This window comes from Serratia marcescens, assembly GCF_006715005.1.
GTDB lineage: Bacteria > Pseudomonadota > Gammaproteobacteria > Enterobacterales > Enterobacteriaceae > Serratia > Serratia montpellierensis.
Map to the genome: position 1 here is coordinate 1,440,978 of NZ_VFMJ01000001.1, position 24,250 is coordinate 1,465,227.

At 62.7% G+C, this 24,250-nt stretch carries 23 protein-coding genes; 19 read left to right on the forward strand and 4 right to left on the reverse strand.

All coding sequences use genetic code 11. From position 1 onward, the window contains the following. Positions 1–176 precede the first annotated feature (176 nt). The 10 genes from FHU12_RS06820 to FHU12_RS06865 all read left to right on the forward strand — a co-directional run bounded on the left by FHU12_RS06820 (position 177) and on the right by FHU12_RS06865 (position 8,729). Positions 177–1,184, forward strand: coding sequence for a 3-oxoacyl-[acyl-carrier-protein] synthase III C-terminal domain-containing protein (locus tag FHU12_RS06820; protein WP_141968249.1), 1,008 nt, complete (start codon positions 177–179; stop codon positions 1,182–1,184). Then, a complete protein-coding gene (locus FHU12_RS06825; RefSeq protein WP_141968251.1) occupies positions 1,181–2,197 on the forward strand; it encodes an NAD-dependent epimerase/dehydratase family protein in 1,017 nt (338 codons plus the stop codon). The genes FHU12_RS06820 and FHU12_RS06825 overlap by 4 nt, the downstream gene beginning before the upstream one ends. Beyond that, entirely contained in the window at positions 2,190–2,996 is an 807-nt protein-coding gene (locus FHU12_RS06830) for an MBL fold metallo-hydrolase (RefSeq protein WP_141968253.1), read from the forward strand. The genes FHU12_RS06825 and FHU12_RS06830 overlap by 8 nt, the downstream gene beginning before the upstream one ends. Then, positions 2,993–4,279 carry a F390 synthetase-related protein gene (locus tag FHU12_RS06835; protein WP_141968255.1) on the forward strand — a complete coding sequence of 429 codons (1,287 nt, stop codon included), beginning with the start codon at positions 2,993–2,995 and terminating at the stop codon, positions 4,277–4,279. Before FHU12_RS06830 ends, FHU12_RS06835 begins: the two co-directional genes overlap by 4 nt. Continuing rightward, the gene (locus FHU12_RS06840; RefSeq protein ID WP_025303194.1) at positions 4,276–4,893 is read left to right on the forward strand and encodes a phosphatase PAP2 family protein; all 618 of its coding nucleotides are present in this window, start codon (positions 4,276–4,278) and stop codon (positions 4,891–4,893) included. The genes FHU12_RS06835 and FHU12_RS06840 overlap by 4 nt, the downstream gene beginning before the upstream one ends. Next, complete coding sequence (locus FHU12_RS06845) at positions 4,890–6,023, forward strand: sterol desaturase family protein (protein ID WP_141968257.1); 1,134 nt, start codon at positions 4,890–4,892, stop codon at positions 6,021–6,023. The genes FHU12_RS06840 and FHU12_RS06845 overlap by 4 nt, the downstream gene beginning before the upstream one ends. Beyond that, entirely contained in the window at positions 6,016–7,098 is a 1,083-nt protein-coding gene (locus tag FHU12_RS06850; protein ID WP_141968259.1) for a fatty acid desaturase family protein, read from the forward strand. Before FHU12_RS06845 ends, FHU12_RS06850 begins: the two co-directional genes overlap by 8 nt. Then, positions 7,095–8,180, forward strand: coding sequence for an acyl-CoA desaturase (locus FHU12_RS06855; protein WP_141968261.1), 1,086 nt, complete (start codon positions 7,095–7,097; stop codon positions 8,178–8,180). Before FHU12_RS06850 ends, FHU12_RS06855 begins: the two co-directional genes overlap by 4 nt. A gap of 106 nt (positions 8,181–8,286) precedes the next feature. Then, entirely contained in the window at positions 8,287–8,511 is a 225-nt protein-coding gene (locus FHU12_RS06860; protein ID WP_046687272.1) for a hypothetical protein, read from the forward strand. Then, positions 8,508–8,729, forward strand: a complete 222-nt coding sequence (locus FHU12_RS06865) for a hypothetical protein (RefSeq protein ID WP_141968262.1) — start codon at positions 8,508–8,510, stop codon at positions 8,727–8,729. Before FHU12_RS06860 ends, FHU12_RS06865 begins: the two co-directional genes overlap by 4 nt. A 179-nt stretch (positions 8,730–8,908) precedes the next feature. On the opposite strand, the gene FHU12_RS06870 is transcribed toward FHU12_RS06865, so the two are convergent. The 3 genes from FHU12_RS06870 to FHU12_RS06880 are packed head-to-tail and all read right to left on the reverse strand — an operon-like array spanning position 8,909 to position 11,486. Then, the gene (locus FHU12_RS06870) at positions 8,909–9,061 is read right to left on the reverse strand and encodes a DUF2474 domain-containing protein (RefSeq protein ID WP_071605360.1); all 153 of its coding nucleotides are present in this window, start codon (positions 9,059–9,061) and stop codon (positions 8,909–8,911) included. A 14-nt stretch (positions 9,062–9,075) separates the two neighbouring features. Further along, positions 9,076–10,083, reverse strand: coding sequence for a cytochrome d ubiquinol oxidase subunit II (gene cydB, locus FHU12_RS06875; RefSeq protein ID WP_141968263.1), 1,008 nt, complete (start codon positions 10,081–10,083; stop codon positions 9,076–9,078). A gap of 2 nt (positions 10,084–10,085) precedes the next feature. Beyond that, positions 10,086–11,486 carry a cytochrome ubiquinol oxidase subunit I gene (locus tag FHU12_RS06880; RefSeq protein ID WP_016927376.1) on the reverse strand — a complete coding sequence of 467 codons (1,401 nt, stop codon included), beginning with the start codon at positions 11,484–11,486 and terminating at the stop codon, positions 10,086–10,088. 144 nt (positions 11,487–11,630) lie between these two features. On the opposite strand from FHU12_RS06880, the gene FHU12_RS06885 reads away from it, so the two are divergent. The 6 genes from FHU12_RS06885 (at position 11,631) to FHU12_RS06910 (ending at position 18,793) form a co-directional block, all read left to right on the forward strand. Next, complete coding sequence (locus FHU12_RS06885; RefSeq protein WP_141968265.1) at positions 11,631–13,049, forward strand: aminotransferase-like domain-containing protein; 1,419 nt, start codon at positions 11,631–11,633, stop codon at positions 13,047–13,049. A 187-nt stretch (positions 13,050–13,236) separates the two neighbouring features. Next, positions 13,237–14,892 carry an ABC transporter substrate-binding protein gene (locus FHU12_RS06890; RefSeq protein ID WP_255703156.1) on the forward strand — a complete coding sequence of 552 codons (1,656 nt, stop codon included), beginning with the start codon at positions 13,237–13,239 and terminating at the stop codon, positions 14,890–14,892. A 48-nt stretch (positions 14,893–14,940) separates the two neighbouring features. After that, positions 14,941–15,897, forward strand: coding sequence for an ABC transporter permease (locus FHU12_RS06895; RefSeq protein ID WP_141968269.1), 957 nt, complete (start codon positions 14,941–14,943; stop codon positions 15,895–15,897). Between the two features lie 4 nt (positions 15,898–15,901). After that, a complete protein-coding gene (gene opp4C, locus FHU12_RS06900) occupies positions 15,902–16,852 on the forward strand; it encodes an oligopeptide ABC transporter permease (RefSeq protein ID WP_141968272.1) in 951 nt (316 codons plus the stop codon). Further along, the gene (locus FHU12_RS06905; RefSeq protein WP_141968274.1) at positions 16,849–17,835 is read left to right on the forward strand and encodes an ABC transporter ATP-binding protein; all 987 of its coding nucleotides are present in this window, start codon (positions 16,849–16,851) and stop codon (positions 17,833–17,835) included. The genes opp4C and FHU12_RS06905 overlap by 4 nt, the downstream gene beginning before the upstream one ends. Beyond that, on the forward strand, positions 17,825–18,793 hold the full coding sequence (locus FHU12_RS06910; protein WP_141968276.1) for an ABC transporter ATP-binding protein: 969 nt from the start codon (positions 17,825–17,827) through the stop codon (positions 18,791–18,793). Before FHU12_RS06905 ends, FHU12_RS06910 begins: the two co-directional genes overlap by 11 nt. 2 nt (positions 18,794–18,795) lie before the next feature. On the opposite strand, the gene FHU12_RS06915 is transcribed toward FHU12_RS06910, so the two are convergent. Beyond that, positions 18,796–19,770: an alpha/beta hydrolase gene (locus FHU12_RS06915; protein WP_141968278.1), complete on the reverse strand. Its 975-nt coding sequence runs from the start codon at positions 19,768–19,770 to the stop codon at positions 18,796–18,798. 664 nt (positions 19,771–20,434) lie between these two features. On the opposite strand from FHU12_RS06915, the gene FHU12_RS06920 reads away from it, so the two are divergent. Genes FHU12_RS06920 through astD form a run of 3 tightly spaced genes read left to right on the forward strand, consistent with a single transcriptional unit; the run spans position 20,435 to position 24,208 of the window. Next, entirely contained in the window at positions 20,435–21,649 is a 1,215-nt protein-coding gene (locus tag FHU12_RS06920) for an aspartate aminotransferase family protein (RefSeq protein WP_025303180.1), read from the forward strand. A gap of 52 nt (positions 21,650–21,701) precedes the next feature. Continuing rightward, a complete protein-coding gene (astA, locus tag FHU12_RS06925) occupies positions 21,702–22,736 on the forward strand; it encodes an arginine N-succinyltransferase (protein ID WP_141968280.1) in 1,035 nt (344 codons plus the stop codon). Further along, positions 22,736–24,208 (forward strand): succinylglutamate-semialdehyde dehydrogenase, encoded by a 1,473-nt coding sequence (astD, locus tag FHU12_RS06930; RefSeq protein ID WP_141972916.1) that lies wholly within the window; start codon positions 22,736–22,738, stop codon positions 24,206–24,208. The genes astA and astD overlap by 1 nt, the downstream gene beginning before the upstream one ends. Positions 24,209–24,250: the final 42 nt, after the last annotated feature.

Below are 24,250 nucleotides of genomic sequence, written 5' to 3' on the forward strand. Positions count from 1 at the left end.
TCAGTCATGTTACGCTTATGCTTCCGCCGACGGACGTCGGCCCGTGGTAGCCGATAACAAGAGATACCGCCTTGATGAAAGGCATTTTGGGACATAAAAACCGGGGATGATCCGTGTGGCCTTCGTGCCGTGCGGGAGAATCGCTTTATGGATAGTCAGGTTAATCAATAACAATAATGACCACACAATGTCGCTCACCCGAGCTGTTGCCTCTGAAAATCATTGCCACCGGGGCCGCGTTGCCGCCCAACCGCGTGGCGTCCTCTACGCTTGACGCTCGCCTGGGAAAACCGGCCGGTTACGTTGAAAAACGCTCGGGCATCGTTTATCGCTATCACGCCGCCGACGATGCCAGCCAGGCCGAACTCGCCGCCGCTGCGCTGCAAGATGCGCTAGCTCGCCACGCCATCCCGGCAGCTTCCATTGACCTGCTGATCTCCGCCTCGGCGATATCGGTGCAGGCGCTGCCATGCACCGCCGCGCATATTCTCAAGGTGGCGGGGCTGGCGGCGGGCACGCCGGGCTTCGACATCAACAGCAGCTGCGTCAGCTTTATCTCTGCGCTGCAGGTGGCGGCGGGGCTGTTGAACGCCGGGACGTATCGGCGTATTGCCATCGTTTCGGCGGATCTCGCTTCACGCGGCATCGACTGGCAGCACGAAGAGTCGTCGCTGATTTTCGGCGATGGTGCCGCCTGCGCCATCGTGGAGCGCGGCGACGGCGCCAGCGGTATCCTCGCCAGCCTGGTGGAAACCTATCCCGCCGGCAGCGAACTGTGCGAGATCCGCGCCGGCGGTACGCGTCGTAACCCGCGCGCCGGCATGTGTGAGCAAGACTTCCTGTTTCATATGCAGGGCAAGCCGCTGTTCCGTCAGGCGTCGGCGCTGATTGAGGGCTACCTCGACCGGCTGCTGAACGCCAGCGGCCTGACCCTGGCCCAGATCGCCACCGTGGTGCCGCATCAGGCCAGCCATCTGTCGCTCGAACATATGCGCAAGCGGCTGCACGTCTCCAGCGAGGCGCTGGTCGACATCTACCGCCATCATGGCAATCAGGTGGCGGCGTCCATCCCGACGGCGCTGCATGCCGCTGCGACCACCGGGCGCTTCAATCCCGGTCAGCCGGTGATGCTGATCGGCACCGCCGCCGGGCTGGCGCTGGCCGGCATGGTGTTGCTGCCATGAGGGTGCTGGTCACCGGGGCGACCAGCGGGCTGGGACGCAACGCGGCGCAGTGGTTGCTGGAGGCCGGACATCAGGTGTGCGCCACCGGCCGTGATGAGCGGGCCGGTGAAACGCTGCGTCGGCTGGGCGCCGAGTTTTGCGCGCTCGATCTGGCGCAGGCCACGCCGCAGCAGTGCCGGGAGCTGGTGACCGACTGCGAGTGGGTGTGGCACTGTGCGGCCAAGTCTTCGCCCTGGGGCAGCAAGGCGGAATTTCACCGCATCAACGCCGCGGCGACGGAGAAGCTGGCGGAGGCGGCCGGGCGCTGCGGCGTGCGCCGCTTCGTGCATATCTCCACGCCGGCAATCTACTTCGATTTTCAGCCGCATTACGATCTTGACGAGGGTTACCGCGCCCGGCGCTTCGCCAATCACTATGCCGCCAGCAAGTATGCGGCCGAACAGCGCCTGTTGGCGCAGGCGAAGATCTATCCGCAAACCACCTACATTATGCTGCGGCCGCGCGGCCTGTTTGGCCCGCACGATCGGGTGATCGTGCCGCGGCTGTTGCAGCAGCTCGAACGCGATCGCGGCGTATTGCGATTGCCCGGCGGCGGGCAGGCGTTGCTGGATCTGACCTTCGCTCCCAACGTGGTGCACGCCATGGAGCTGGCCAGCCGGCAGCGCGGATTGCCGTCCGGCGCCGTGTACAACATCACCAACCACCAACCGCAGCGGCTGGCGGAGATGCTGGATGCGCTGCTGCGCCAGGCGCTGGGGCTGCGCTACCGGCTGCAGGCCGTGCCCTATCCGCTGCTGCATACGCTGGCCGGCGGCATGGAGCTGTGGGCAAGCCTGAGCGGCAAGGAACCGATGCTGACGCGCTACAGCGTGGCGGCGGTGCATTTCGACATGACCCTGAGCCAGACCCGCGCGATCGAAGAGCTGGGCTATCGGCCGCGTTACTCGATGGAAGAGGGGATCCGCCTGACCGGCGAATGGCTGCGGCAGCAAGGAGGCGGACAACATGGCTAAAGTCACCGTTTTTGAAGTGGGCTATTGCACGCATATCGGCTGCATGGCGCTGCGCGGCGCCGGGTTCCGGGTGTGTAAATTCCCGGCGCGCGCCTATCTGCTGGAGGTGGGGGAGCGCCGCTGGCTGTGGGATACCGGCTACGCGCATTATTTTCAGCAGCACACGCAGTCGGGGGTATTCAGCCTTTACCGCCGCATGACGCCGGTCTATTTCGATCCCGCCGAGTCGTTGGCGCATCAGCTGCGCGAAGCCGGTTACGCCGAAGGCGACATCCAGGCGCTGATCGTCTCGCACTTTCACGCGGATCACATCGCCGGGCTGCAGGATTTCAGCCACCTCAATTTTATTTGCTCCGGCGAAGGCTGGCAGCAAACCCGCGGGCTGCGCGGTTTCGCGGCGCTCAAGCGCGCCTTTATTCCCGGCCTGATCCCGGCGGATTTCGAGAGTCGTCTGCAGTTTATGGAGGCTTTTCCCTCGGTGGCGTTGCCTGCGCTGCTGGCGCCGTTCGATCGCGGTTACGCGCTGCCGGGCAGCGAGGGGCAGATCGTGCTGGTGCCGCTGCCGGGGCATGCGGCCGGCCATATCGGCGCCTTTATCCTCACCGACGCCGGCTGGACGCTGTTGGCCAGCGACGCCGCCTGGTCGCCGCAGAGCTACCAGACGCTGCGCGGGCCTTCGCGCCTGGCCAATCTGGTGATGGACGATGCGGCGGCGTACACCCGCACGCTGGAACGGCTTAACCAACTGTGGGCGGGCGGCCAGGTCAACATTTTGCTGTGCCACGAGGGGGACCTGTGATCCCCTTCATGACCCTGTGGCACTATTTCCGCGCCCGGCGCCTGCGCTTTGGCGATCGTGCGGCACTGGAGGCGTATCAGGCCCGGCAGCTCACGGGCTTTGCCCGCCGGGTGCTGAGCAAGAGCCCCTATTTTCAGCGTTTCAGCCGCCGGCCGTTCGCCGAATGGCCGCAGATGGACAAGGTGCTGATGATGGCGCAGTTCGACCGGATGAATACCGCCGGGCTGCAGCGCGATGCGGTGCTGGCCTGCGCGCAGCGCAGCGAGGCGGATCGCGATTTCACGCCGAAGATCGGGCGCTACAGCGTCGGATTGTCGTCCGGCACCTCCGGGCAGCGCGGCGTGTTTGTCGTCAGCCCGCACGAACAGCAGGTGTGGGCCGGTGGCATGCTGGCGAAGATGCTGCCGGACGGGCTGTTGGCCGGCGAGCGCGTTGCGCTGTTTCTGCGGGCGGACAATAATCTCTATCACAGCGTGAACAACCGTTGGCTGAGCCTGGCATTTTACGATCTGCTCGCGCCGTTCAGTGCGCATCTGCCCGCATTGGAACGGCAGGCGCCCAGCATCATCGTGGCGCCGGCGCAGGTGCTGCGCGCCCTGGCGCTGGCGGTGCTGGCCGGGCAGGTGAAGCTGCCGGTCAAAAAAGCGATCTCGGTCGCCGAGGTGTTGGAAGAACAGGATCGCCGCCTGCTGATGCAGGTGTTTCCGGCGGTCGGCGAAGTGTATCAGGCTACCGAGGGGTTCCTGGCCGCGACCTGCGCGCACGGCACGCTGCACCTGAACGAAGAGTTTTTGCATATCGAACCTCAGTGGATCGACGAGCAGCGTTTCACGCCGCTGATCACCGATTTTACCCGCAGTACACAGCCGATCGTGCGTTATCGGCTGGACGATGTATTGGTGCTGCGCAAGGAACCCTGCCCGTGCGGGCAACCGACGCGGGCGATCGCCCGTATCGAGGGGCGGCGCGACGATCAGCTGATGCTGCCCGACGCACTGCGGCAGCCGCAGGCGGTATTCGCCGATGCCTGTAGCCGGACGATCGCCAATGCGCTACCGCTGACCAGCGATTACCGCCTGATCCAGCGCGGCGAGCACCGGCTGGAGCTGATCGCTGATTGCAGCCCGGCGGCGTTGGCGCACTGCCAGGCGCAGCTGATCGCACTGTTCGCCCGTCAGGGCATCGCCACCGAGCGGCTCGAATGGCGGCTGACGACGCAGGCGGTGCTGCCGCAGTTCGATCGCAAGCGGCGGCGCATCGTGCGCCAGGCGGAGGAAGCATGAAAAATACGCTGTTCAGGCTAGGGCACATGTTGCTCGGCTGGGGGACGGTCGGGGTCGTGTATAGCCTGACCGATCGCCTGCAGGGAGCGGGAACTTTGTTGCCGCCGTCGGCGCTTGATCGGGCGATCCCGTTCAACCCGGCGGCCATCTGGCTCTACCTGTCGTTCTTCCTCATCGTCCCGGCCGGCTATTTGCTGGCGCCGCTGCGGCGAATCAAATGGCTGACGCTGGCGATGCAGCTGACGGCGCTGGGCGCCGGAGCGGTTTACCTGCTGTGGCCGACCACCATGGCCTATCCGCAGAACGATGGCGTTGGGATCAGCGCGCAGCTGCTGGCGGCGTTAACGCAGGTGGATTCGGCGCAGAACTGCCTGCCTTCGTTGCACATGGCGCTGACGGTGCTGGCGGTGTGGGCGCTGAGCGACGGCGAGCGCAAAATGCGGACGGCGCTGTGGATGCTGTGGGGCGTGGCGATCGCGTTCTCCATTCTGCAGCTGCGCCGTCACTTGTTTGTCGATTTGGCAGGTGGCGCCTTGCTGGCGCTGTGCGCCGGCGGGCTGGCGCTGCGTATAAAGGCCCTGCGCAGGCGCGTGGTTAAAGGAGAAATGGGATGAGCGATCTGGCGTTGCCGATAGTGTTCATGCTGTTCATCGTGGTGGCCGAGGCGGTGGCGCTGCAGTGGGGGCGCCGTGAGCCGGTCAACTGGCACGATCTGGTGTTCAACCTGAACTCCGGCCATATCATGCTGTGGCTATTCCGCGGGCTGGAGATCACCTGCTACGGCTACGTGGCCGCGCATTTCAGCCTGGGGCTGCTGGACGCCTGGCCGCCGCCGCTGATGTGGTTGTTCGCCCTGCTGGCGTGGGACTTCGGTTTCTACTGGCTGCATCGTCTGCACCACCGCTTTCGCGTGCTGTGGGCCGTGCATGTGGTGCACCATCAGGGGGAGCACTTCAACCTGTCGCTGGGGGTGCGCAACTCCTGGTATTCGTCGTTGACGTCGATTCCGTTCTTTTTGCTGTTGGCGCTGGCGGGCGTGCCGCTATCGGTGTTTGTCACGGTGTCGATTTTTCACTACAGCATTCAGCTGTTTAACCACAATGCGCTGACGCCGAAACTCGGTGTGCTGGAAAAAATTCTGGTCACGCCGGCGCACCACCGGGTGCACCACGTCAAGGATATGGCGTATTCCAATAAGAACTTCGGCGGCAGCTTTATCTTCTGGGACAAGCTGTTCGGCACCTTCTGCCCGGCGTTGCCGACCACGCCGTTCAGCTATGGCGTCAGCGGCGACAGGCCGTCCGCCAACCCGTTCTGGGCGAGTAATTTGCCGTTCCTGCGCTATTTCCGTCTGGCCTGGCGCCCGGCGCCGGGCCAGCCACGCGACCGCCGTTCGGCGCTCAGCGTCTTCAGCGGTGCCATGCTGTTGTTCTCGCTGGTGGTCGGTTACGTCTACCAATACGGTTATGGTTACGGCGACATCAGCTGGCCGCAAATGGCGCTGCTGGTGCTGCTGGCGTTGGGCTCGGTAGCGCTGGGCGGCATGACGGAAGGGCGGCCGTGGGCGAGCGCCGTCTGGCTGCTGATCGCGCTGGGCATGCCGCTGCTGTTTATCGGCTATCTTGGCTGGCCGCAGCGCTATTGGCATATCGCCATGGCCGCCGTGGCGTTGCATGCTCTGTGCGTCGCGCTGGGCTGGGGACGGGGGGCCGCATCGGCCGCCGTGGAGGAACCGCATGGCTGAGTCATTGCCGCCGCTGCGTTTTCCCGCCGATGGCGAGCAGGCGTTTCATCGCGATCTCAAGCGCGCGGCGCACGCCTGCCTGGCGGGCGATCATCGCTATGCCGATGCCGCGCGGCTGGTCAAGGCCGCGCTGTTGTTGGCGTTGTGCGCCGGGTTTTACGCGCTCAGCCTGATGCAGCATCAGCCATGGGCGTTTTTCCTCTGTTATTTCCTGTTCGTGACCATGGGTATGCTGCTCAACGTCAACGTCAACCACGATGCTTCGCATAACGCCTTCCTGCGTGCGCCCTGGGCCAATCGTCTGGTGGGACGGGTGGTGACGCTGCCGCTGGGCGTCGATCCGGACTACTGGCGCACGCGGCATGTGGATTACCACCACGTTTACGCCAACGTCGAACACTACGATCTGGATACCGAAGAGAACGGGTTTTTCCGCCAGACGCCGTTCCAGCGCTGGCGGCCCCATATGCGCTATCAGCATCTGTACTGGCCGCTGATCGCCGCGCTTTCCTTGCCCTATATCGCCTGGATTTTCGATTGGTCCGATCGGCTCGATAAAACGCCGCTGCGGGAAAAACGCGTGCTGGCGGGGCGCGGCGGTTGGGCGCTGTTCGTGCTGTGCAAGCTCGCGCATCTGGCGCTGGTGCTGCTGGTGCCGCTGATCGTGGGCCACCTGCACGGCATCGGCTGGGGCTGGGTGCTGTTGGCTTACGCGCTCAGCCAGATGTTTGCCTCGCTGCTGGTGGTGTTCCTGCTGCTGGGCACCCACTGGGCGCAGGCCGAGTTTTACCCGGCGCCGACGGGCGACAGCATGCCGCAAGGCTGGTACCGGCACAATTTCGCCACCGCCTGTGACTGGCAGCCCGAACCGCGCTGGCTGGAACACCTGACCGGCGGGCTGAACTATCACCTGACCCATCACCTGTTTCCCGGCTGGAATCACCGCCACTATCCGGCGCTGGCCGCCGCGGTGGCGGAGATCGCGCAGCGGCACGGCATGGCGTACCGCTGCATCGGCTATCGCGAACTGCTGGCGCAACAACAGCGCTTCTTGCGGCGGATGGGGCAGCCATGAAACCGCTGCGTCCGTTAGCCTATCGGCGCGACGACGGCGGGTTGCATCGCGCGCTGATGCAGGCCGCCCAGCACTATCTGGCGGCCAACGGCGATCACCGTTTCGCCGACGGGGGCATGCTGGCGAAGGTGGCGCTGTTGTTGGCGCTGTGCGGCCTGTGTTATGGGCTGAGCCTGCAGCAGCAAAACGGCTGGGCGTTTTTCGCCTGCTATTTCGGTTTTATCTTTATCGGCATGTTCCTGACGGTGAACGTGGTGCACGATGCCTCGCACAACGCGTTTTTCCGTCGGCCCTGGGCCAACCGTTGGCTGAACGCCCTGGTGAGTGTGCCGCTGGGACTGGACCCCGACTGCTGGCGCGTGCGCCACGTGCTGTTCCACCATGCTCATAACAATATCGAACATTACGATCCCGACATCGATGCCAACGGCGTGCTGCGGCAAACGCCGTTCCAGCGCTGGCGGCCCTTTATGCGCGCCCAGCGTTACTATTGGCCGCTGGTGGCGGCGCTGACGTTCCCGTACTACATCTGGCTGTTCGATTGGCTGGACCGAGCGGGCCGCACCCGCGTGGCGGCGCGCATGGCGCAGCAGGGCGTGCGCGGCTGGTGCGGATTTCTGGCGGGCAAGGCGGCGCACCTGCTGCTGGCGCTGGCGATCCCGTGCTGGCTGCTGCTGCCGGCCATCGGCATCGGGCAAATCCTGCTGGTCTATTTGCTGAGTCAGATGCTTTCTTCATTGCTGTTCGTGATGTTGATCATCGGCACCCACTGGGCCAAAGCCAATTTTTATCAGGCGCCGGCGCAGGGGGCGATGCCGCACGGCTGGTATCACCATGTGTTCGCCACCACCTTCGACTGGCTGACCCGGCCGCGCTGGCTGGGATACTGGCTCGGCGGGGCGAACCTGCATTTGACGCATCATCTGTTCCCGCACTGGAGCCACCGCCATTACCCGGCGCTGAGCCGCATCATCGGCGAGGTGGCCCCGCGTTTCGGCATCGACTACCGCCTGCTGGAACTGGAGGAGCTGTTGCGCCTGCAGCAACGCTTCCTCAGCGCGATGGGGCGCAAGCCGCAATAGCGTTGCATGCGGATTGTGCGAGGCGTTACGCAGTTCACTAATTGAAGGATATTTGCCCTTCCAGTAGACTTTCCCCCTGTGAATCAACGGCCACAGGAGGTGGACTATGCGCAGCTTGCCGATTCGGTTATCCAATGAAATCGACGACAGTCTGAACGATATTGCCCGGCGTCACGGGATGGCAAAAACCGACGTCATTCGCCTGGCATTTTCTTTAATGACGATTGCCGACCGTGAGTGGATGAAAAAAGACGGTTCCCGTCTTGGGATCGTGCGTGAAAGCGGTGAAGGGCTGGAGGCGGTCGCCGTGGTGGTGGGGATTTTTCCATGAAGCCGCAAAATGAGCGCCCGCAGGTTGATGCTGAAACGTTGTATTTGGATCCTTCGCTGATCTTCGACGAAATGGAGCGGCTGCGCCTGGCGCGCCAGGTGCTGTGCGGGATATTCGCGGTCAGCGTGGGCGTATTCGCCGCCCACGCCGCTCCTCTAAATAATTGGAGTTGCTTCCCGACGGCAAGAGCGTTCATCCCCGGGAGCTTACTCAGGTAAGTGACCGGGGTGAACGCTTGCAGCCAACACAGAAGCAACTTCAAGTATGACGAGGATATTGGGAGAGAAACGAAGCGCTCGGAAAAGTTTTCGAACTGGTGAAGATCGGCGCCTTGCCGCTGGTCACGCTGGTGGTCTCTTTTTACTTTCCCAACAGCGCGGCCAGATAAGGCGTCTCGTCAATGCGACTTCATGCCCGCCGCGGTCATCAGCAGGCGGAACAGCGAGGCGACCACGAACAGCCCCAGCACGCTGGCGCTCCAGATGATCACCAGCCAACCGATGCGTTTCCACCAGGGCGCTGGAGCGGCGGTTGCCGTTTTATCTTGCATAGCGTCCTCCCTTCTCAGTGATAGCCGTGTTCATGGCTGATCTTGCCGCGGAACACGTAGTAGCTCCAAAAGGTGTAGACCAGAATAATCGGGATGATGAACAGCGCGCCCACCAGCATAAAGCCGAGGCTCTGCGGCGGGGCGGCGGCGTCCCACAGGCTGATGGCCGGCGGGATCAGGTGTGGCCAGATGCTGATGCCAAGCCCGCTCAGGCCGAGGAACACCAGCAGCAGCGTCAGCATGAACGGCGAGTAGTGTGCGCCGCGTTTCACCCCGCGTTGAATTCCCCAGGCGCTGAGCAGCACCAGCAGCGGCACCGGCAGCAGCCAGAACAGGTTCGGCAGCGTAAACCAGCGGGCGGCGATTTCCGGATGGGCGATCGGCGTCCAGACACTGACCGCAGCCAGCACCAGCAACAGGATCGCCAGCAGCGGCGTCGCCAGGTGATACATGCGCGCCTGCAGATCACCGGCGGTCTTCATCACCAGCCAGGTGCAACCAAGCAGGGCGTAGGTCACCACCAGCCCCAGCCCGCAAAACAGCGCGAACGGCGTCAGCCAGTCCAGCGCGCCGCCGGCGTAGGTGCGGCCTTCGACCGGGAAGCCGTTGATCACGGCGCCCACCACCACACCCTGGCTAAAGGTGGCAAACAGTGAGCCCCAGATAAACGCCTTGTCCCAGATATGGCGTTTCTCCGGCTTCGCCTTGAAGCGAAACTCGAAGGCCACGCCGCGGAAAATCAGCCCGATTAACATCAGCGTCAGCGGGATCGCCAGCGCGTCGAGGATCACTGAGTAGGCCAGCGGGAAGGCGCCGAACAGCGCCGCACCGCCCAGCACCAGCCAGGTCTCATTGCCGTCCCACACCGGGGCGACGGTGTTCATCATCAGATCCCGGTCGCCGCTCTCTTTCACCCACGGAAACAGGATGCCGATGCCCAAGTCGAAACCGTCCATCACCACGTACATCATGGTGCTGAACACGATGATCACAAACCAAATCAGCGGAAGATCGATGCCCATGTTCAGCTCCTGTCGTCCAGAGTGTCGTTGACCGCGGACAGCGGACGCGCCGGGCGGCCCTCGGTATTGTCTTCTTGGTGTTCATGCGGCTGCGGCCCTTTGCGGATCAGGCGCATCATGTAGGAATACCCCACGCCGAACACCGAGCAGTAGACGATGATGAACGCCAGCAGGCTGATGCTCATGTGCAGATCGCCGTGCGCGGAGACCGCGTCCTTGGTGCGCAGCAGGCCGTACACCACCCACGGTTGGCGGCCGATCTCGGTGGTGAACCAGCCCGCCAGCAGCGCCAGCAGCCCGGAAGGGCCCATCCACAGAATGAAGTACAGGAACGGACGCGACTGATACAGCCCGCCGCGCCAGCGCAGCCACAGGCTCCACACCCCGGCCAGAATCATCAGCATGCCCAGCCCGACCATGATGCGGAACGACCAGAACACCACGGTGGAGTTGGGGCGATCTTCCGGCGGGAAGGATTTGAGCGCCGGCACCTGTTCGGTCAGGCTGTGCGTCAGGATCAGGCTGCCGAGGTACGGCACCTCCAGCTTGAAGCGGGTTTCTTCGCGCTGCATGTCCGGCCAACCGACCAGGATCAGCGGCGTGGCTTCGCCCGGCGGGTTCTCCCAGTGGCCTTCGATGGCGGCGATCTTCGCCGGCTGGTGTTTCAGCGTATTCAGGCCGTGCGCATCGCCGATCATCGCCTGCACCGGCGCGACGATCAGCGCCATCCACATCGCCATCGACAGCATTTTGCGCATCGCCGGGGTATCGCGGCCGCGCAGCAGGTGCCAGGCGGCGGAGGCGCCGACGAAGAACGCCGAGGAGAGGAAGGCGGCGGTGGACATGTGCAGCAGGCGGTACGGGAAGGATGGGTTGAAAATCACCTTCAGCCAGTCGACCGGCACCACCTGGCCGTTGATGATTTCATGCCCCTGCGGCGTCTGCATCCAGCTGTTGGAGGCCAGGATCCAGAAGGTGGAGATCAACGTGCCGAGTGCCACCATGCAGGTAGCGAAGAAGTGCAGCCCCGGGCCGACGCGGTTCCAGCCGAACAGCATCACGCCGAGGAAACCGGCTTCGAGGAAGAAGGCGGTCAGCACTTCATAGGTCAGCAGCGGCCCGGTAATGCTGCCGGCGAACTCGGAGAAGAAGCTCCAGTTGGTGCCGAACTGGTAGGCCATCACCAACCCGGAGACCACGCCCATGCCGAAGTTAACGGCGAAAATCTTTGACCAGAAATGGTAAAGCTCACGATAGGCTTCATTGTGCGTTTTCAACCATAATCCTTCCAGCACCGCCAGATAGCTGGCTAAGCCGATGGTGATGGCGGGGAAGATGATATGGAAAGACACGGTGAAGGCGAACTGTATTCTGGCGAGTTCCAGTGCATCAAGACCCAGCATGGCGCCTCCTAGGGTTGAACATAAATTAACCTCTTGAGTATAGCTGTCATTTTTATGTGAAATGCTTGGCGTTAAGTTAAGCACGGAGTACAGTGACTATAATAGTGACAGTTATTTTACTTTTTCATATAACAGTTAATGGTTATGACCCGATACGAGCAGCTTGCGCAGCAGATTAGAGAACAGATCCAGAACCGGGTGTGGCGGGCGGGCGACAAGCTGCCTTCGCTGCGCGAGAGCGGCAAACGCGCCGGATTGAGCCTGATGACGGTGGTGCAGTCTTACCAACTGCTGGAGAGCCAGGGGTGGATCGTCGCCCGGCCGCAGTCGGGCTACTACGTGGCGGCGCGTCCGCAGCCGCTGCCCCAGCCTTCGCGCGGCGAGAAGCTGTTGCTGAGCGAGCAGGTGGACATCAACGCTTTTATTTTCGACGTGCTGCAGGCCTGCAAGGATCCGGATATCGTGCCTTTCGGTTCGGCCTTTCCCGACGCCACGCTGTTCGCCCAGCCGAAGCTGGCGCGGGCGCTGAGCAGCGTAGCGCGCAAGTTCACGCCGCACAGTTCGCTGGCCAACCTGCCGCCGGGCAATGACGCGTTGCGGCGGCACATCGCCCAACGCTATGCGCTGAGCGGCATGCAGGTTGCGCCGGACGAAATCGTCATCACCGCTGGGGCGATGGAGTCGCTCAGCCTCAGCCTGCAGGCGGTGACCCAGCCGGGCGACTATGTGGCGATCGAGTCGCCGGCGTTTTATGGCGCGCTGCAGGCGCTGGAACGGTTGCGGTTGAAGGCGGTGGCGATCGCCACCCATCCGCAGGACGGCATCGATCTGGACGCGCTGCAGCAGGCGGTGGAACAGTATCCGATCAAAGCCTGCTGGCTGATGACCCACTTCCAGAACCCGCAGGGCGCCACCCTGCCGGAGGCCAACAAGCAGCGTCTGGTGGCGCTGCTGCGCGAACGGCAGATTTCGCTGATTGAAGATGACGTTTATGGTGAGCTGTACTTCAGCGCGGAACGGCCGCTGCCGGCCAAGGCGCTCGACAGCGGCGGCCAGATCTTGCACTGCTCGTCGTTTTCCAAATGCCTGGCGCCGGGCTTTCGCGTCGGCTGGGTAGCTGCGGGGCGTTATGCGCAGCAGATCCAGCGTTTGCAGCTGATGAGCACCGTTTCCACCAGCGTGCCGACCCAGATGGCGCTGGCGGATTATCTGCTGCACGGCGGCTACGATACCCATCTGCGGCGGCTGCGGCGCCTGCTGGCCCAACGCCAAAGCGCGATGCGTCAGGCGATCGCCCACCATTTCCCGCCGACGGTGAAGGTCAGCCAGCCCGACGGCGGTTATTTCCTGTGGCTGGAGCTGGATCCGGCGCTGTCGTCGATGGAACTGTACCGGCGGGCCCTTTCCCGGGGCATCAGCATCGCGCCGGGGCGCATGTTCACAACCGGTGACCATTTCAACCACTGCTTCCGCCTCAACGCCTCTTTTGAATGGAACGATCGGTTTGAAGAGGCGATCAAAACCTTAGCCAAACTTATCCGGGGGCTGGCTGCGACCGGTTGAACCGCGATTTGCAGCGGGCTTTGCCCCAGAAAAATTCATAATGCTTTTTTCGGCAATGGAATGCCGGTTTCGTTGTTAGACAGCCCTCCAGCCGCCCATTACTCTGCGATAAATTTTGTCACATTTTTATCAACGGGAAGACGAGGGGCTGTGGGTGAGCAGAATAAAAAATAAACTAAACAAACTGTTGCGATATCGGTTAACGCCGCTGGCGTTGGTCTGCGCGCTGGGGCTGAGCGCCGGCGCGCAGGCGGAAACGCTGGCCGAAGGCATCACGCCGGCCAGCGACGCCGCTCGGGTACCGGCCGCCGCCAAGCAGCGCAAAGACACCGTGGTGGCGGGCATCTCGGAGCCGCAGGGGATTTTCAACCCGTATCTGTTCACCAACGGCTGGGACGAGAACGTGACCGACGTGATCTTCAGTCGCCTGATCGGCCTGGACAGCCAGGGCAAACCGGAAGGGCGATTGGCGGAGTCCTGGCAGGTCAGCCCCGATAATCTGACCTACACCATCAAGCTGCGGCCGAATCTGGTCTACAGCGACGGCTCGCCGCTGAAAGCCGACGATATCGCCTTTACCCTGACGCTGCTGCACGATCCGGCCTATGACGGCGACACCGACATCACGCCGGCGCACATCCAGGGCGGCGCCGAGTATAAAAACGGTACTGCCGCCGGCATTAGCGGCCTGAAGGTGATCGACGATCGCACCATTCAGATCGTCACCACCCAACCGGGCGCCACTACGCTGCAACTGATTGGCGGGCCGGTCTTGTCGCGGGCTTACTACGGCAAAGACTATCAGCGTGGCAAGCTCGACGGCGTGCGCGCCTTCAACGGCAAGCCGCTCGGCAACGGCCCCTATATTTACGACAAGTACGTGCCGGGGCAGGAGATCCGCTTCCACGCCAACCCGAACTTCTACCTCGGTGCGCCGCCGATGGCGCGCTTTATCTACCGCGTCACCAACCCGGCCACCAACTTCCAGCTGTTCCAGACCGGTGAGACCGACTACGACGCCTTTACCGCCAAGCCGGACGATATCGAACAGCTCAAGCTGCTCGGCTTTGCCAACATTAACCTTTACAGCTCAAGCGATTACAGCCGCGTGGATTTCAACCTCAGACGCCCGGCGCTGCAGGACAAACGGGTGCGCCAGGCGTTGATCTACGGCCTGGATCGGCAAAAGCTGATCGCCGTGGTGTACCAGGGTTACGGCAAGGTCGCCAACCAGCCGATCTCGCCGATCTCCTGGGCCTATGACGCGAACGGCATCAATCCCTACGCTTACGATCTCGATAAGGCCGGGAAGCTGTTGGACGAGGCCGGTTGGCGAGTGGGCGCGGACGGCATTCGGCAAAAAGACGGTAAAAAGCTGGAGCTGACGCTGCTGGTGACCAAAAAGCTGATCAATGACGCGCTGGTGCCGATCGCCAAGGACAACTACCGCCGGCTCGGGGTGGTGCTCAAACCGCAGGTATTGGACTTCAACGCGCTGCTGGCGCAGCGCAAGGCGGGCAACTATGACCTGGCGTCCCTCAGCACCAGTACGCTGAACGATCCGCATGACGGCGTGCGCGATTTCATCAGCCGCGAGAGCGAGACCGGTTATCACAACCCGCAGGTAGACGCGCTGATCGCCAGGGCCAACGCCACGCTGGAGATCGCCCAGCGCAAGCCGCTTTATCACCAGCTGTATCAGGCGCTGGCGGACGACCCGCCGGTGATCCTGCTCGGCAATCGCGAGATTTTGAGCGCCAGCAGCGCGCGCGTCACCGGCTTTAAACCGGATATCTATAACGGATTGGTCGGCAGCCTGCCGAACGTCAAACCGGCGCCGTAACGCCCTGACGCCGCCGCGCCACTCCGGGCGGCGGCGATGGAAATCGCGATGAGAAACTTTATCCTGCGCCGTCTGTTGCAGACTATCCCGATGCTGTTGTTGGCTTCCTTGCTGATTTTTTGCATCTTCGCCCTGTCGCCCGGCGATTTTATCGACGGCAATATCAACCTGACCGCGCAACGCGCCGCCGAGCTGCGGGCGCTGTACGGGTTGGATCAGCCGTTGTTCAGCCGCTACCTGCACTGGCTCGGCCGGCTGCTGCAGGGCGATCTCGGTTTTTCGCTGCAGTATCAGATCCCAGTCAGCACGCTGCTGAACCAATACATCTGGAATTCGTTCCTGCTGGCGGCGGTGGCGATGGTGCTGTATTGGGGCATTGCGCTGGCGGTGGGGGTGATCTCGGCGATGAAACCCTATTCGCTGTTCGATCATCTGATCACCGTGGCGGTGTTCGCCGCCATGTCGTTTCCGACGTTCTTCCTGTGTCTGCTGCTGATCAAATGGTTCGCCGTCGATCTGCACTGGCTACCGGCGGGCGGAATGCTGCGCACCGGCAGCGAAGCGAGCGGGCTGGCCTGGGCGCTGGAGGTGGCTGCGCACCTGCTGCTGCCGGTGCTGGCGCTGGTGATGCTGCAGGCCGGCAGCCTGACGCGCTATTTCCGCGCCAGCATGCTGGAAGTGATCCGCATGGACTATATCCGCACCGCGCGCGCCAAGGGGCTCAGGGAGAAAACGGTGATCCTCAAACACGCGCTGCGCAATGCGCTGTTGCCGATCGTCACTCTGCTGGGGTTCGAGCTGCCGGGATTGTTCTCCGGCGCGCTGATCACCGAAAAAATCTTCAACTGGCCGGGCGCCGGACATATCCATATCGACTCGTTGGCGGCGCGTGATTACCCGGTATTGATGGGGTTCACGCTGTTTCTGGCGGCCCTGACCATCCTCGGCAATCTGCTGGCGGACATTCTGTACGCCTACGCCGACCCGCGCATTCGCTTGAGGTAACGCTATGTTGGTTACGCTGTTTTTCGGCCGTCGCCGCCGTTGGCGACAGGCCCAGCTGCCCGCGCTGGCGCAACTGTCGCCACCGCCCGCCGCACAGGCCTGGCGACGTCTGCGTCGCCACCGGCCGGCGATGATCTCGCTGGCGTTGCTGGTGCTGTTGGCGTTGCTGTGCCTGATTGGGCCGTCGCTGTCGCCGTGGCGCGACGACGCCGGCGATGTGCTGAATATCAATCAGGCGCCGAGCGGCGCGCACTGGTTAGGTACCGACTTTCTCGGCCGCGATATCTGCACCCGGCTGCTGCTGGCGGGGCGGATATCGCTGACCATCGGCCTGGTGTCGATGTTGCTGTCGGTAACGCTGGGCTATGTGCTGGGGGCGCTCGCCGGTTATCTGGGCGGTGTGGCAGACAGGCTGATCATGCGCTTCGCCGATCTGCTGATGACCATTCCCGGCCTGCCGCTGCTGATCATCATGGGGGCGATGCTGACCGAACTCGACGTGTCGCCGGATTACCGTATCTACATGGTGATGATCATGCTGAGCCTGCTGGGCTGGCCGTCGCTGGCGCGGTTGGTGCGCGGCCAGATCCTGTCGCTGCGCGAGCGGGATTTCATGTTGGCCACCGAAGTGCTGGGGCTCTCGACCTGGCGGCGTCTCTTCGGCCATTTGCTGCCCAACACCGTGCCGATTTTGGTGGTGGTCGCCACCATGGCGGTCGCCAACGCCATCCTCAGCGAGTCGGCGTTGAGCTACCTTGGGCTGGGCGTGGTGCCGCCGACGCCGTCGTGGGGCAACATGATGGACGCCGCCAATAGCCTGATCGATTTTCAGCGCCGCCCCTGGCTGTGGATGCCGCCCGGGCTGGCGATCTTCGTCACCGTGGTGGCGATCAATATCTTGGGCGACGGCCTGCGGGACGCGCTCGATCCGAAAATGAACGGGGTAACACGATGAGTCAACCGCTGGTGGCGTTCGATCGACTGTCGGTGTCGTTTCAGGGAGAACAAGGGCCGGTGCGGGCGGTGCAGCAGGTCAGCCTGGAACTGCAGGCCGGGCAAACGTTGGGGATCGTCGGCGAGTCGGGCTGCGGCAAAAGCGTGACCGCCATGGCGCTGATGGGGCTGTTGCCGCAGCCGCTGGCGCAGGTAGACGGCGGTGAAATTCGCTTTGAAGGGCAGAATCTGCTGTCGCTGCGGGCATCAAAGATGGCCGATCTGCGCGGCAACCGGCTGGCGATGATTTTTCAGGAGCCGATGAGCGCGCTCAATCCGGTGTTGACCCTCGGCGAACAGTTGGTTGAGCCGCTGATTCGTCACCTGGCCCTGTCGCCGAAAGCGGCCTGGCGTCAGGCGATTCAACTCTTGACGGAAGTGGGGTTGGCGCGCGCCGAGGCGCTAATGCGCTGCTACCCGCATCAGCTGTCCGGCGGCATGCTGCAGCGCGTGATGATCGCCATGGCGATCGGGTGTCGGCCGGCGCTGCTGATCGCCGACGAACCGACCACGGCGCTCGACGTCACGGTACAGGCGCAGATCCTGGCGTTGCTGCGTGAGCAGAGCCGGCGACACAACATGGCGATGATCTTGATCACTCACGATCTCGGGGTGATCGCCCAGATGGCGGATCGACTGGCGGTGATGTACGCCGGGCGCGTGGTCGAGCAGGGTACGACGAGAGAAGTGCTGGCCGAGCCGCGACATCCCTATACGCAGGGGCTGATCGCCTCGCGGCCGGTGCCGGGGCAACGGCGTCGTCGCCTGTACTCCATTCCCGGTCAGGTGCCGGACCTGGCCCAGTTGCCTGAACACTGTGCGTTTGCCGAGCGCTGTGCGCAGGCCTCCGCTCGATGCCGCGATGGCATTCCGCCGCTGTACGGCACGCCGCAGCGCCAGTCCGCCTGTTTCCTTAACGCCGGAGGGCGCCCGCATGTCGACTGAACCTTTGGTGGAAGTGAAAGGATTAAAGAAATATTTTCCGCTGCGCGACGGACTGTTCGGGCGAACCACCGGTCAACTGAAGGCGGTGGACGACGTCAGCTTCAGCATTCGCAAGGGCCGCATTTTCGGGCTGGTGGGCGAGTCAGGTAGCGGCAAAACCACCGTCGGCCGCACGCTGCTCGGCCTGCACGACAAAACCGCCGGTGAGGTAATGTTCAAAGGGCAGGCACTGGATAGCCTGAGCAAAGATGCGCTGCGCGCCCTACGGCCGAAAATGCAGTTAGTGTTTCAGGATCCGTACAGTTCGCTGAACCCGCGCCTGCGCGTGGGCGACGCCATCGGCGAAGCGCTGTTGCAGCACGGCCTGGCAAACAAGGCGGAACTGCGCGAACGGGTGCTCGAGACCCTGACGATTTGCGGGCTGTCCCCACAGCATTACGGGCGGTTTCCACATGAGTTTTCCGGCGGCCAGCGCCAGCGCATCGGCATCGCGCGCGCGCTGATCCTGCAGCCGGAGTTTATCGTCGCCGACGAACCGATATCGGCTCTCGACGTGTCGATTCAGGCACAGATCATCAATCTGTTTTGCGATTTGCAGGAACGACAAGGGGTAACGCTGCTGTTTATTTCGCACGATCTTGGCGTGGTGGAGCACCTGTGTCAGGACGTGGCGGTGATGTATCTGGGGCAAATCGTCGAGAGCGCCGACCGCGACACGCTGTTTCGCCAGCCGTTGCATCCCTACACGCAGGCCTTGTTGGCGGCGGTACCGACGCTGGATGCGCAACGCTCGCCCCCGAGGGCGGCAAGCGGCGAACCGCCGAATCCCGCCAACCCGCCGCACGGCTGCCGTTTCCATCCTCGCTGCCCGCAGGCCACGGCGCAGTGCCGTGAACAGGCGCCGCGCCTGCGCAGCGTGGCGCCCGGTCATCTGGTGGCTTGCCACGTGGTCGGCTAGCGTCAGGACAGGTAGTGCTTCAACGCGCGCCCGGCCTGATGGATCGCCGAATGCACCGCCGGGACGTGGGCGAGCGGATTCAACAGGCCGTAGTCGTGGATCAGCCCGTTATAGCGGGTGGCGGTGACCTCGACGCCGGCGGCATCGAGCAGACGCGCGTAAGCTTCGCCTTCATCGCGCAGCACATCCAGCTCGGCGGTCTGCACCAGCGCCGGCGGCAAGCCCCGTAGCTGTTCCGGCGTGGCGTTGAGCGGCGAAGCGTAGATGTCTTTGCGCTGCGCCTTATCGGGCGCGTAGCTGTCCCAAAACCACTTCATCATGTTGCGGGTCAGGAAATGGCCTTCGGCGAACTGATGATAGGAGTCGGTATCAAACTGGGCACGGGTGACGGGCCACAGCAGTATCTGGCAACGCAGCGCCGGTATGCCTTTCTCTTTGGCCATCAGGCTGACCACCGCCGCCATATTGCCGCCGGCGCTGTTGCCGACCACCGCCAGCCGCGAACCGTCGACGTTGATCTTCTCGCCGTACTCGGCCACCCATTCGGTGGCGGCGTAAGCCAGATTGATCGCCTCGGGGTAGCGCACCTCCGGTGAGCGGGGGTAATTGACGAACACCGCCACTGCGCCTGAGCTGTGCACCAGATCGCGCACCAGCCGTTCATGGGTGGGGAAATCGCCCAGCACCCAACCGCCGCCGTGAAAGAACATGAATACCGGCAGCGCCTGGTTGACCCTGGACGGCCGCACCAGCTGCAGCAGAATATCCTGACCTTCTACGTGAATGGTTTTCTCGCTGATCTCGACCTCGCGCAGCGGCACCTCGACGCTGCGTTGCGCGTCCTCCAAGACCCTGCGCGCCTCTTTGGGTTTCATCTGTTCCATGGGTTTACCTCCGCTGGTATTCAGCGCGTCGAGAAACGCGCGGATGTCGTGCTGGGCGTGCGGCTGGCTGAGATCGACGGTTTTCTTGGGCATGGTGACTCCTTGTGCGCAGAAGAGAAGGGGCGGTCAGGATCACAGTGTAGACGCTGTCGCACAAAGCAGGAGCCGCGGTCAGCGCGACCCTTTTCGGGAGCATAGCCGGGAGGATCTCTGCGTCGCTGCCGCGTTGCACCCTTCTGTCGCACCGCTGCACCGGGTTGGGGCAAAAAGTGTGATGGCGAGCAAATCGGATGAAATTATTTTTGCGAGCCCGATCAGAAATCCTAAAGTTTTTCGTAATTGAATAGGATTTCGCGCGCAATGATGATTTTAGGCCTTATTTTTTAATTTATGCATTACCAATGCATAGAAAATGAATAAATATTCATTATAAGCTGTTGTTTTAACGTAAAAAATAGCAAAATAAGGCAAAAATCCCGTTTTGGCACGATAGCTGCTCTACACTCTTTATCAAACGACATGTATTTTAACTGCTCGTTAACATTTACTCCCCGCTCAGGGACCGGATATACGCCATAAATAGTGAAAAACCGATTTTATGTAACAGATTTGTTTCTAAATCAGCGGTAAGGGACAGCATTTTCTCCGCCGGGAAAGTCGGTTTTGAACAACGGTTTTTTTGCATTGTGGCGGCCTAGCCGGGCTTGAGCGGTCCTTACAGTCAAAATTCAGCCTTTGCTGAGATTATGAGGTCACTATGGAACAGCCAATCGCAGTTACCCGCCAGTCTTTCGATGACTGGATGGTCCCGGTTTATGCCCCTGCCGATTTTATTCTGGTGCGGGGAGAAGGATCGCAGGTGTGGGATCAGCAGGGTAAGTCTTACATCGATTTCGCCGGCGGCATCGCGGTTAACGCGTTGGGGCATGCGCACCCGGCGGTCAAGGCGGCGCTGGTGGAGCAGGCGGGCAAACTGTGGCATCTGGGCAATGGTTATACCAACGAACCGGTGCTGCGCCTGGCCAAAAAGCTGATCGACGCCACCTTCGCTGACAAAGTGTTCTTCTGCAACTCGGGCGCCGAAGCCAACGAAGCGGCGCTGAAACTGGCGCGCAAACATGCGCATGACCAGCACGGCGCCGGTAAAGATCAAATTGTGGCGTTCAACAACGCGTTCCACGGCCGCACGCTGTTTACCGTATCCGCCGGCGGCCAGCCAAAATATTCGCAGGACTTTGCGCCGTTGCCGGGTGGCATCACTCATACGCCGTATAACGATCTGGCCGCCGCGGCCGAACTTATCAACGATCGCACCTGCGCGGTGATCGTCGAGCCGATCCAGGGCGAAGGCGGCGTGCTGCCGGCGGAAGCCAGTTTCCTGCAGGGGTTGCGTGAGCTGTGCGATCGTCATAATGCGCTGCTGATCTTCGACGAAGTGCAGACCGGCGTCGGCCGCACCGGCCACCTGTATGCCTACATGCAGTACGGCGTGGTGCCTGATGTGCTGACCACCGCCAAAGCGCTGGGGGGCGGCTTCCCGATCGGCGCCATGCTGACCACCGATGCGCTGGCGAAAACGCTGGGCGTCGGCACCCACGGCACCACCTACGGCGGCAACCCGCTGGCGACGGCGGTGGCGGGGGAAGTGTTCTCCATCATCAACACCCCGGAAGTGCTGGAAGGCGTCAAACAGCGCCACCAGTGGTTCATCGACGGGTTGAACGACATCAACCGCCAGTACCCGATCTTCGCCGACATTCGCGGCGGCGGTTTGCTGATCGGCTGCCAATTGACGAAAGACTATGCCGGCAAAGCGAAGCAGATCACCCAACTGGCCAACGAAGAAGGCGTCATCGCGCTGATCGCCGGTCCGGACGTGGTGCGTTTCACGCCGTCGCTGATCATCCCTGAGCAGGATGTGAAAGAGGGGCTGGCGCGATTCGCGCGTGCCGTGGCGCGCATTTGCAGCTAATCAGCGGGCTGCGCCTTCACCGGCGCAGCCTGATTCAGAAGAGGTTCGCATTATGATGATTATTCGCCCTATAGAGCGTCGCGATCTGGCGGATTTGTTGACGCTTGCCGGTAAATCCGGCATCGGTCTCACTTCACTGCCGCAAAATGAAGATACCCTGTCGGCACGCATTGAGCGGGCGTTAAAAACCTGGCAAGGCGAACTTCCGCAAAGTGACCAGTGTTATCTGTTCGTGTTGGAGGATAGCGAGCGCCGGAAAGTGGTGGGGGTGTGCGCGATCGAAGTGGCCGTCGGCCTGGCTGAACCCTGGTACAGCTTCCGCGTCGGCACTCAGGTACACGCTTCCAAACAGCTGAACGTCTATAAATCGGTACCGACCCTGTTCCTCAGCAACGATCATACCGGCCATTCGGAGCTGTGCACGCTGTTCCTCGATCCGGACTATCGCCACGGTGAGAACGGCAAACTGCTGTCGAAGGTGCGTTTCCTGTTTATCGCTGCGTTCCGCGAGCGTTTCTCCCGGCGCCTGATCGCCGAGATGCGCGGTTTCTCCGATGAAAACGGCCGTTCGCCGTTCTGGGAGAGCGTCGGGCACCGTTTCTTCTCCATCGAGTTCGCCAAGGCGGACTACCTGAGCGGCACAGGGCAAAAGGCGTTTATCGCCGAACTGATGCCGAAACATCCGCTGTATGTCGATTTCCTGGCCGAAGACGCGCAGAAAGTGATCGGTGAAGTGCATCCGCAAACCCTGCCGGCGCGCCGCTTGCTGGAGGCGGAAGGCCTGAGCTATCAGGGTTACGTCGATATCTTCGACGGCGGCCCGACGCTGGAAGCCGAGATCGACCACATCCGCGCGGTGAAACAGAGCCGCCTGGTGAAAGTGGTGCTGGATGACACGCCGATGCGCGCCGATGCGCCGGTGCATCTGGTGGCCAACGACAACTATCAGAACTACCGCGCACTGTTGGTCAATGCCGAACTGTATGACGACCGCCTGCATATCAACGCCGCCACCGCTGCGGCGCTGGGCGTCGAGCAGGGCAGCCCGGTGCGGGTGCTCCCCCTTATTGCACAGGAGAAAGCATGATGTCTCATCCTGCACTGTTGATTAACGGCGTCTGGCGGCAGGGCCGCGGCGCCGAGTTCGGCAAAGCCGATCCGGTCGGCAACCAGCCGCTGTGGCGCGCTAACGCCGCCGATACTGATGACGTCGCCGCCGCCTGCGAGGCCGCGCGCGCCGCGTTCCCCGCCTGGGCGCGTACGCCGTTCGAGCAGCGCGAACAGCTGGTGAAACGCTTCGCCGCCTTGCTGGAAGAACACAAGCAGTCGCTGGCGGAAACCATCAGCCGCGAGACCGGCAAACCGCGCTGGGAAACGTTGACCGAAATTCAGGCGATGATCGGCAAAGTGGGCATTTCGCTGCAGGCCTACCAGACGCGCACCGGTTTTAGCCAGACGGCGATGGCTGACGGCGCTTCGGTGCTGCGTCACCGCCCGCACGGCGTGCTGGCGGTGTTCGGGCCTTACAACTTCCCCGGCCACCTGCCGAACGGCCATATCGTGCCGGCGCTGTTGGCCGGAAACTGCGTGGTATTTAAACCGAGCGAGCTGACGCCGCTGACCGCCGAGGAAACCCTCAAGCTGTGGCAGCAGGCCGGCCTGCCGGACGGGGTGATCAATCTGGTGCAAGGCGGCCGGGAAACCGGCGAAGCGCTGGCGGCCAGTGCGGATATCGACGGCCTGCTGTTCACCGGCAGCGCCGGCACCGGCTATCACCTGCATCGCCAATTGGCGGGGCAACCGGAGAAGATCCTGGCGCTGGAGATGGGCGGTAACAACGCGCTGATCGTCGACGGTTTCGACGATCGCGATGCGGCGGTCAACCTGGCTATCCAATCGGCGTTTATCTCCGCCGGCCAACGCTGCACCTGTTCACGCCGTATTCTGGTGAAGCAGGGGGCGGAAGGCGATGCCTTTATCGCGCGTTTGGTCCAGGTGGCGGGCGAACTGCGTGTCGGCCGCTGGGATGCCGAACCGCAGCCGTTCATGGGTGGGGTGGTGTCGGCAGCCGCGGCGGAAAACATGCTGAAAGCGCAGCAAAACTTGCTGGCGCTGGGCGGCAAATCGCTGCTGACCCTGCGCCTGCTGGAGCCGGGCAGTTCGCTGCTCAGCCCGGGCATCGTCGATCTGACCGGCGTGGCCGGCGTACCGGACGAAGAGTATTTCGGGCCGTTGACCACCATCGTACGTTACCGCGATTTCGACGAGGCGCTGCAGCTGGCCAACCGGACGCGCTACGGCCTGTCGGTGGGGCTGGTCTCGCCGCAGCGTGAGCTGTTCGAGCGGTTGCTGCTGGAAGCGCGCGCCGGCATCGTCAACTGGAACAAGCCGCTGACCGGGGCATCCAGCGCGGCGCCGTTCGGTGGCGTGGGAGCCTCCGGCAACCATCGCCCAAGCGCCTTCTATGCGGCGGACTATTGCGCCTGGCCGATGGCTTCGCTGGAAAGCGAAAGCCTGTCGCTGCCGGCGACGCTCTCGCCGGGCTTGTCGTTCCGTTAATCGTCTGCGGCGGCGCGATGGCGCTGTCGCACGCTATCCACT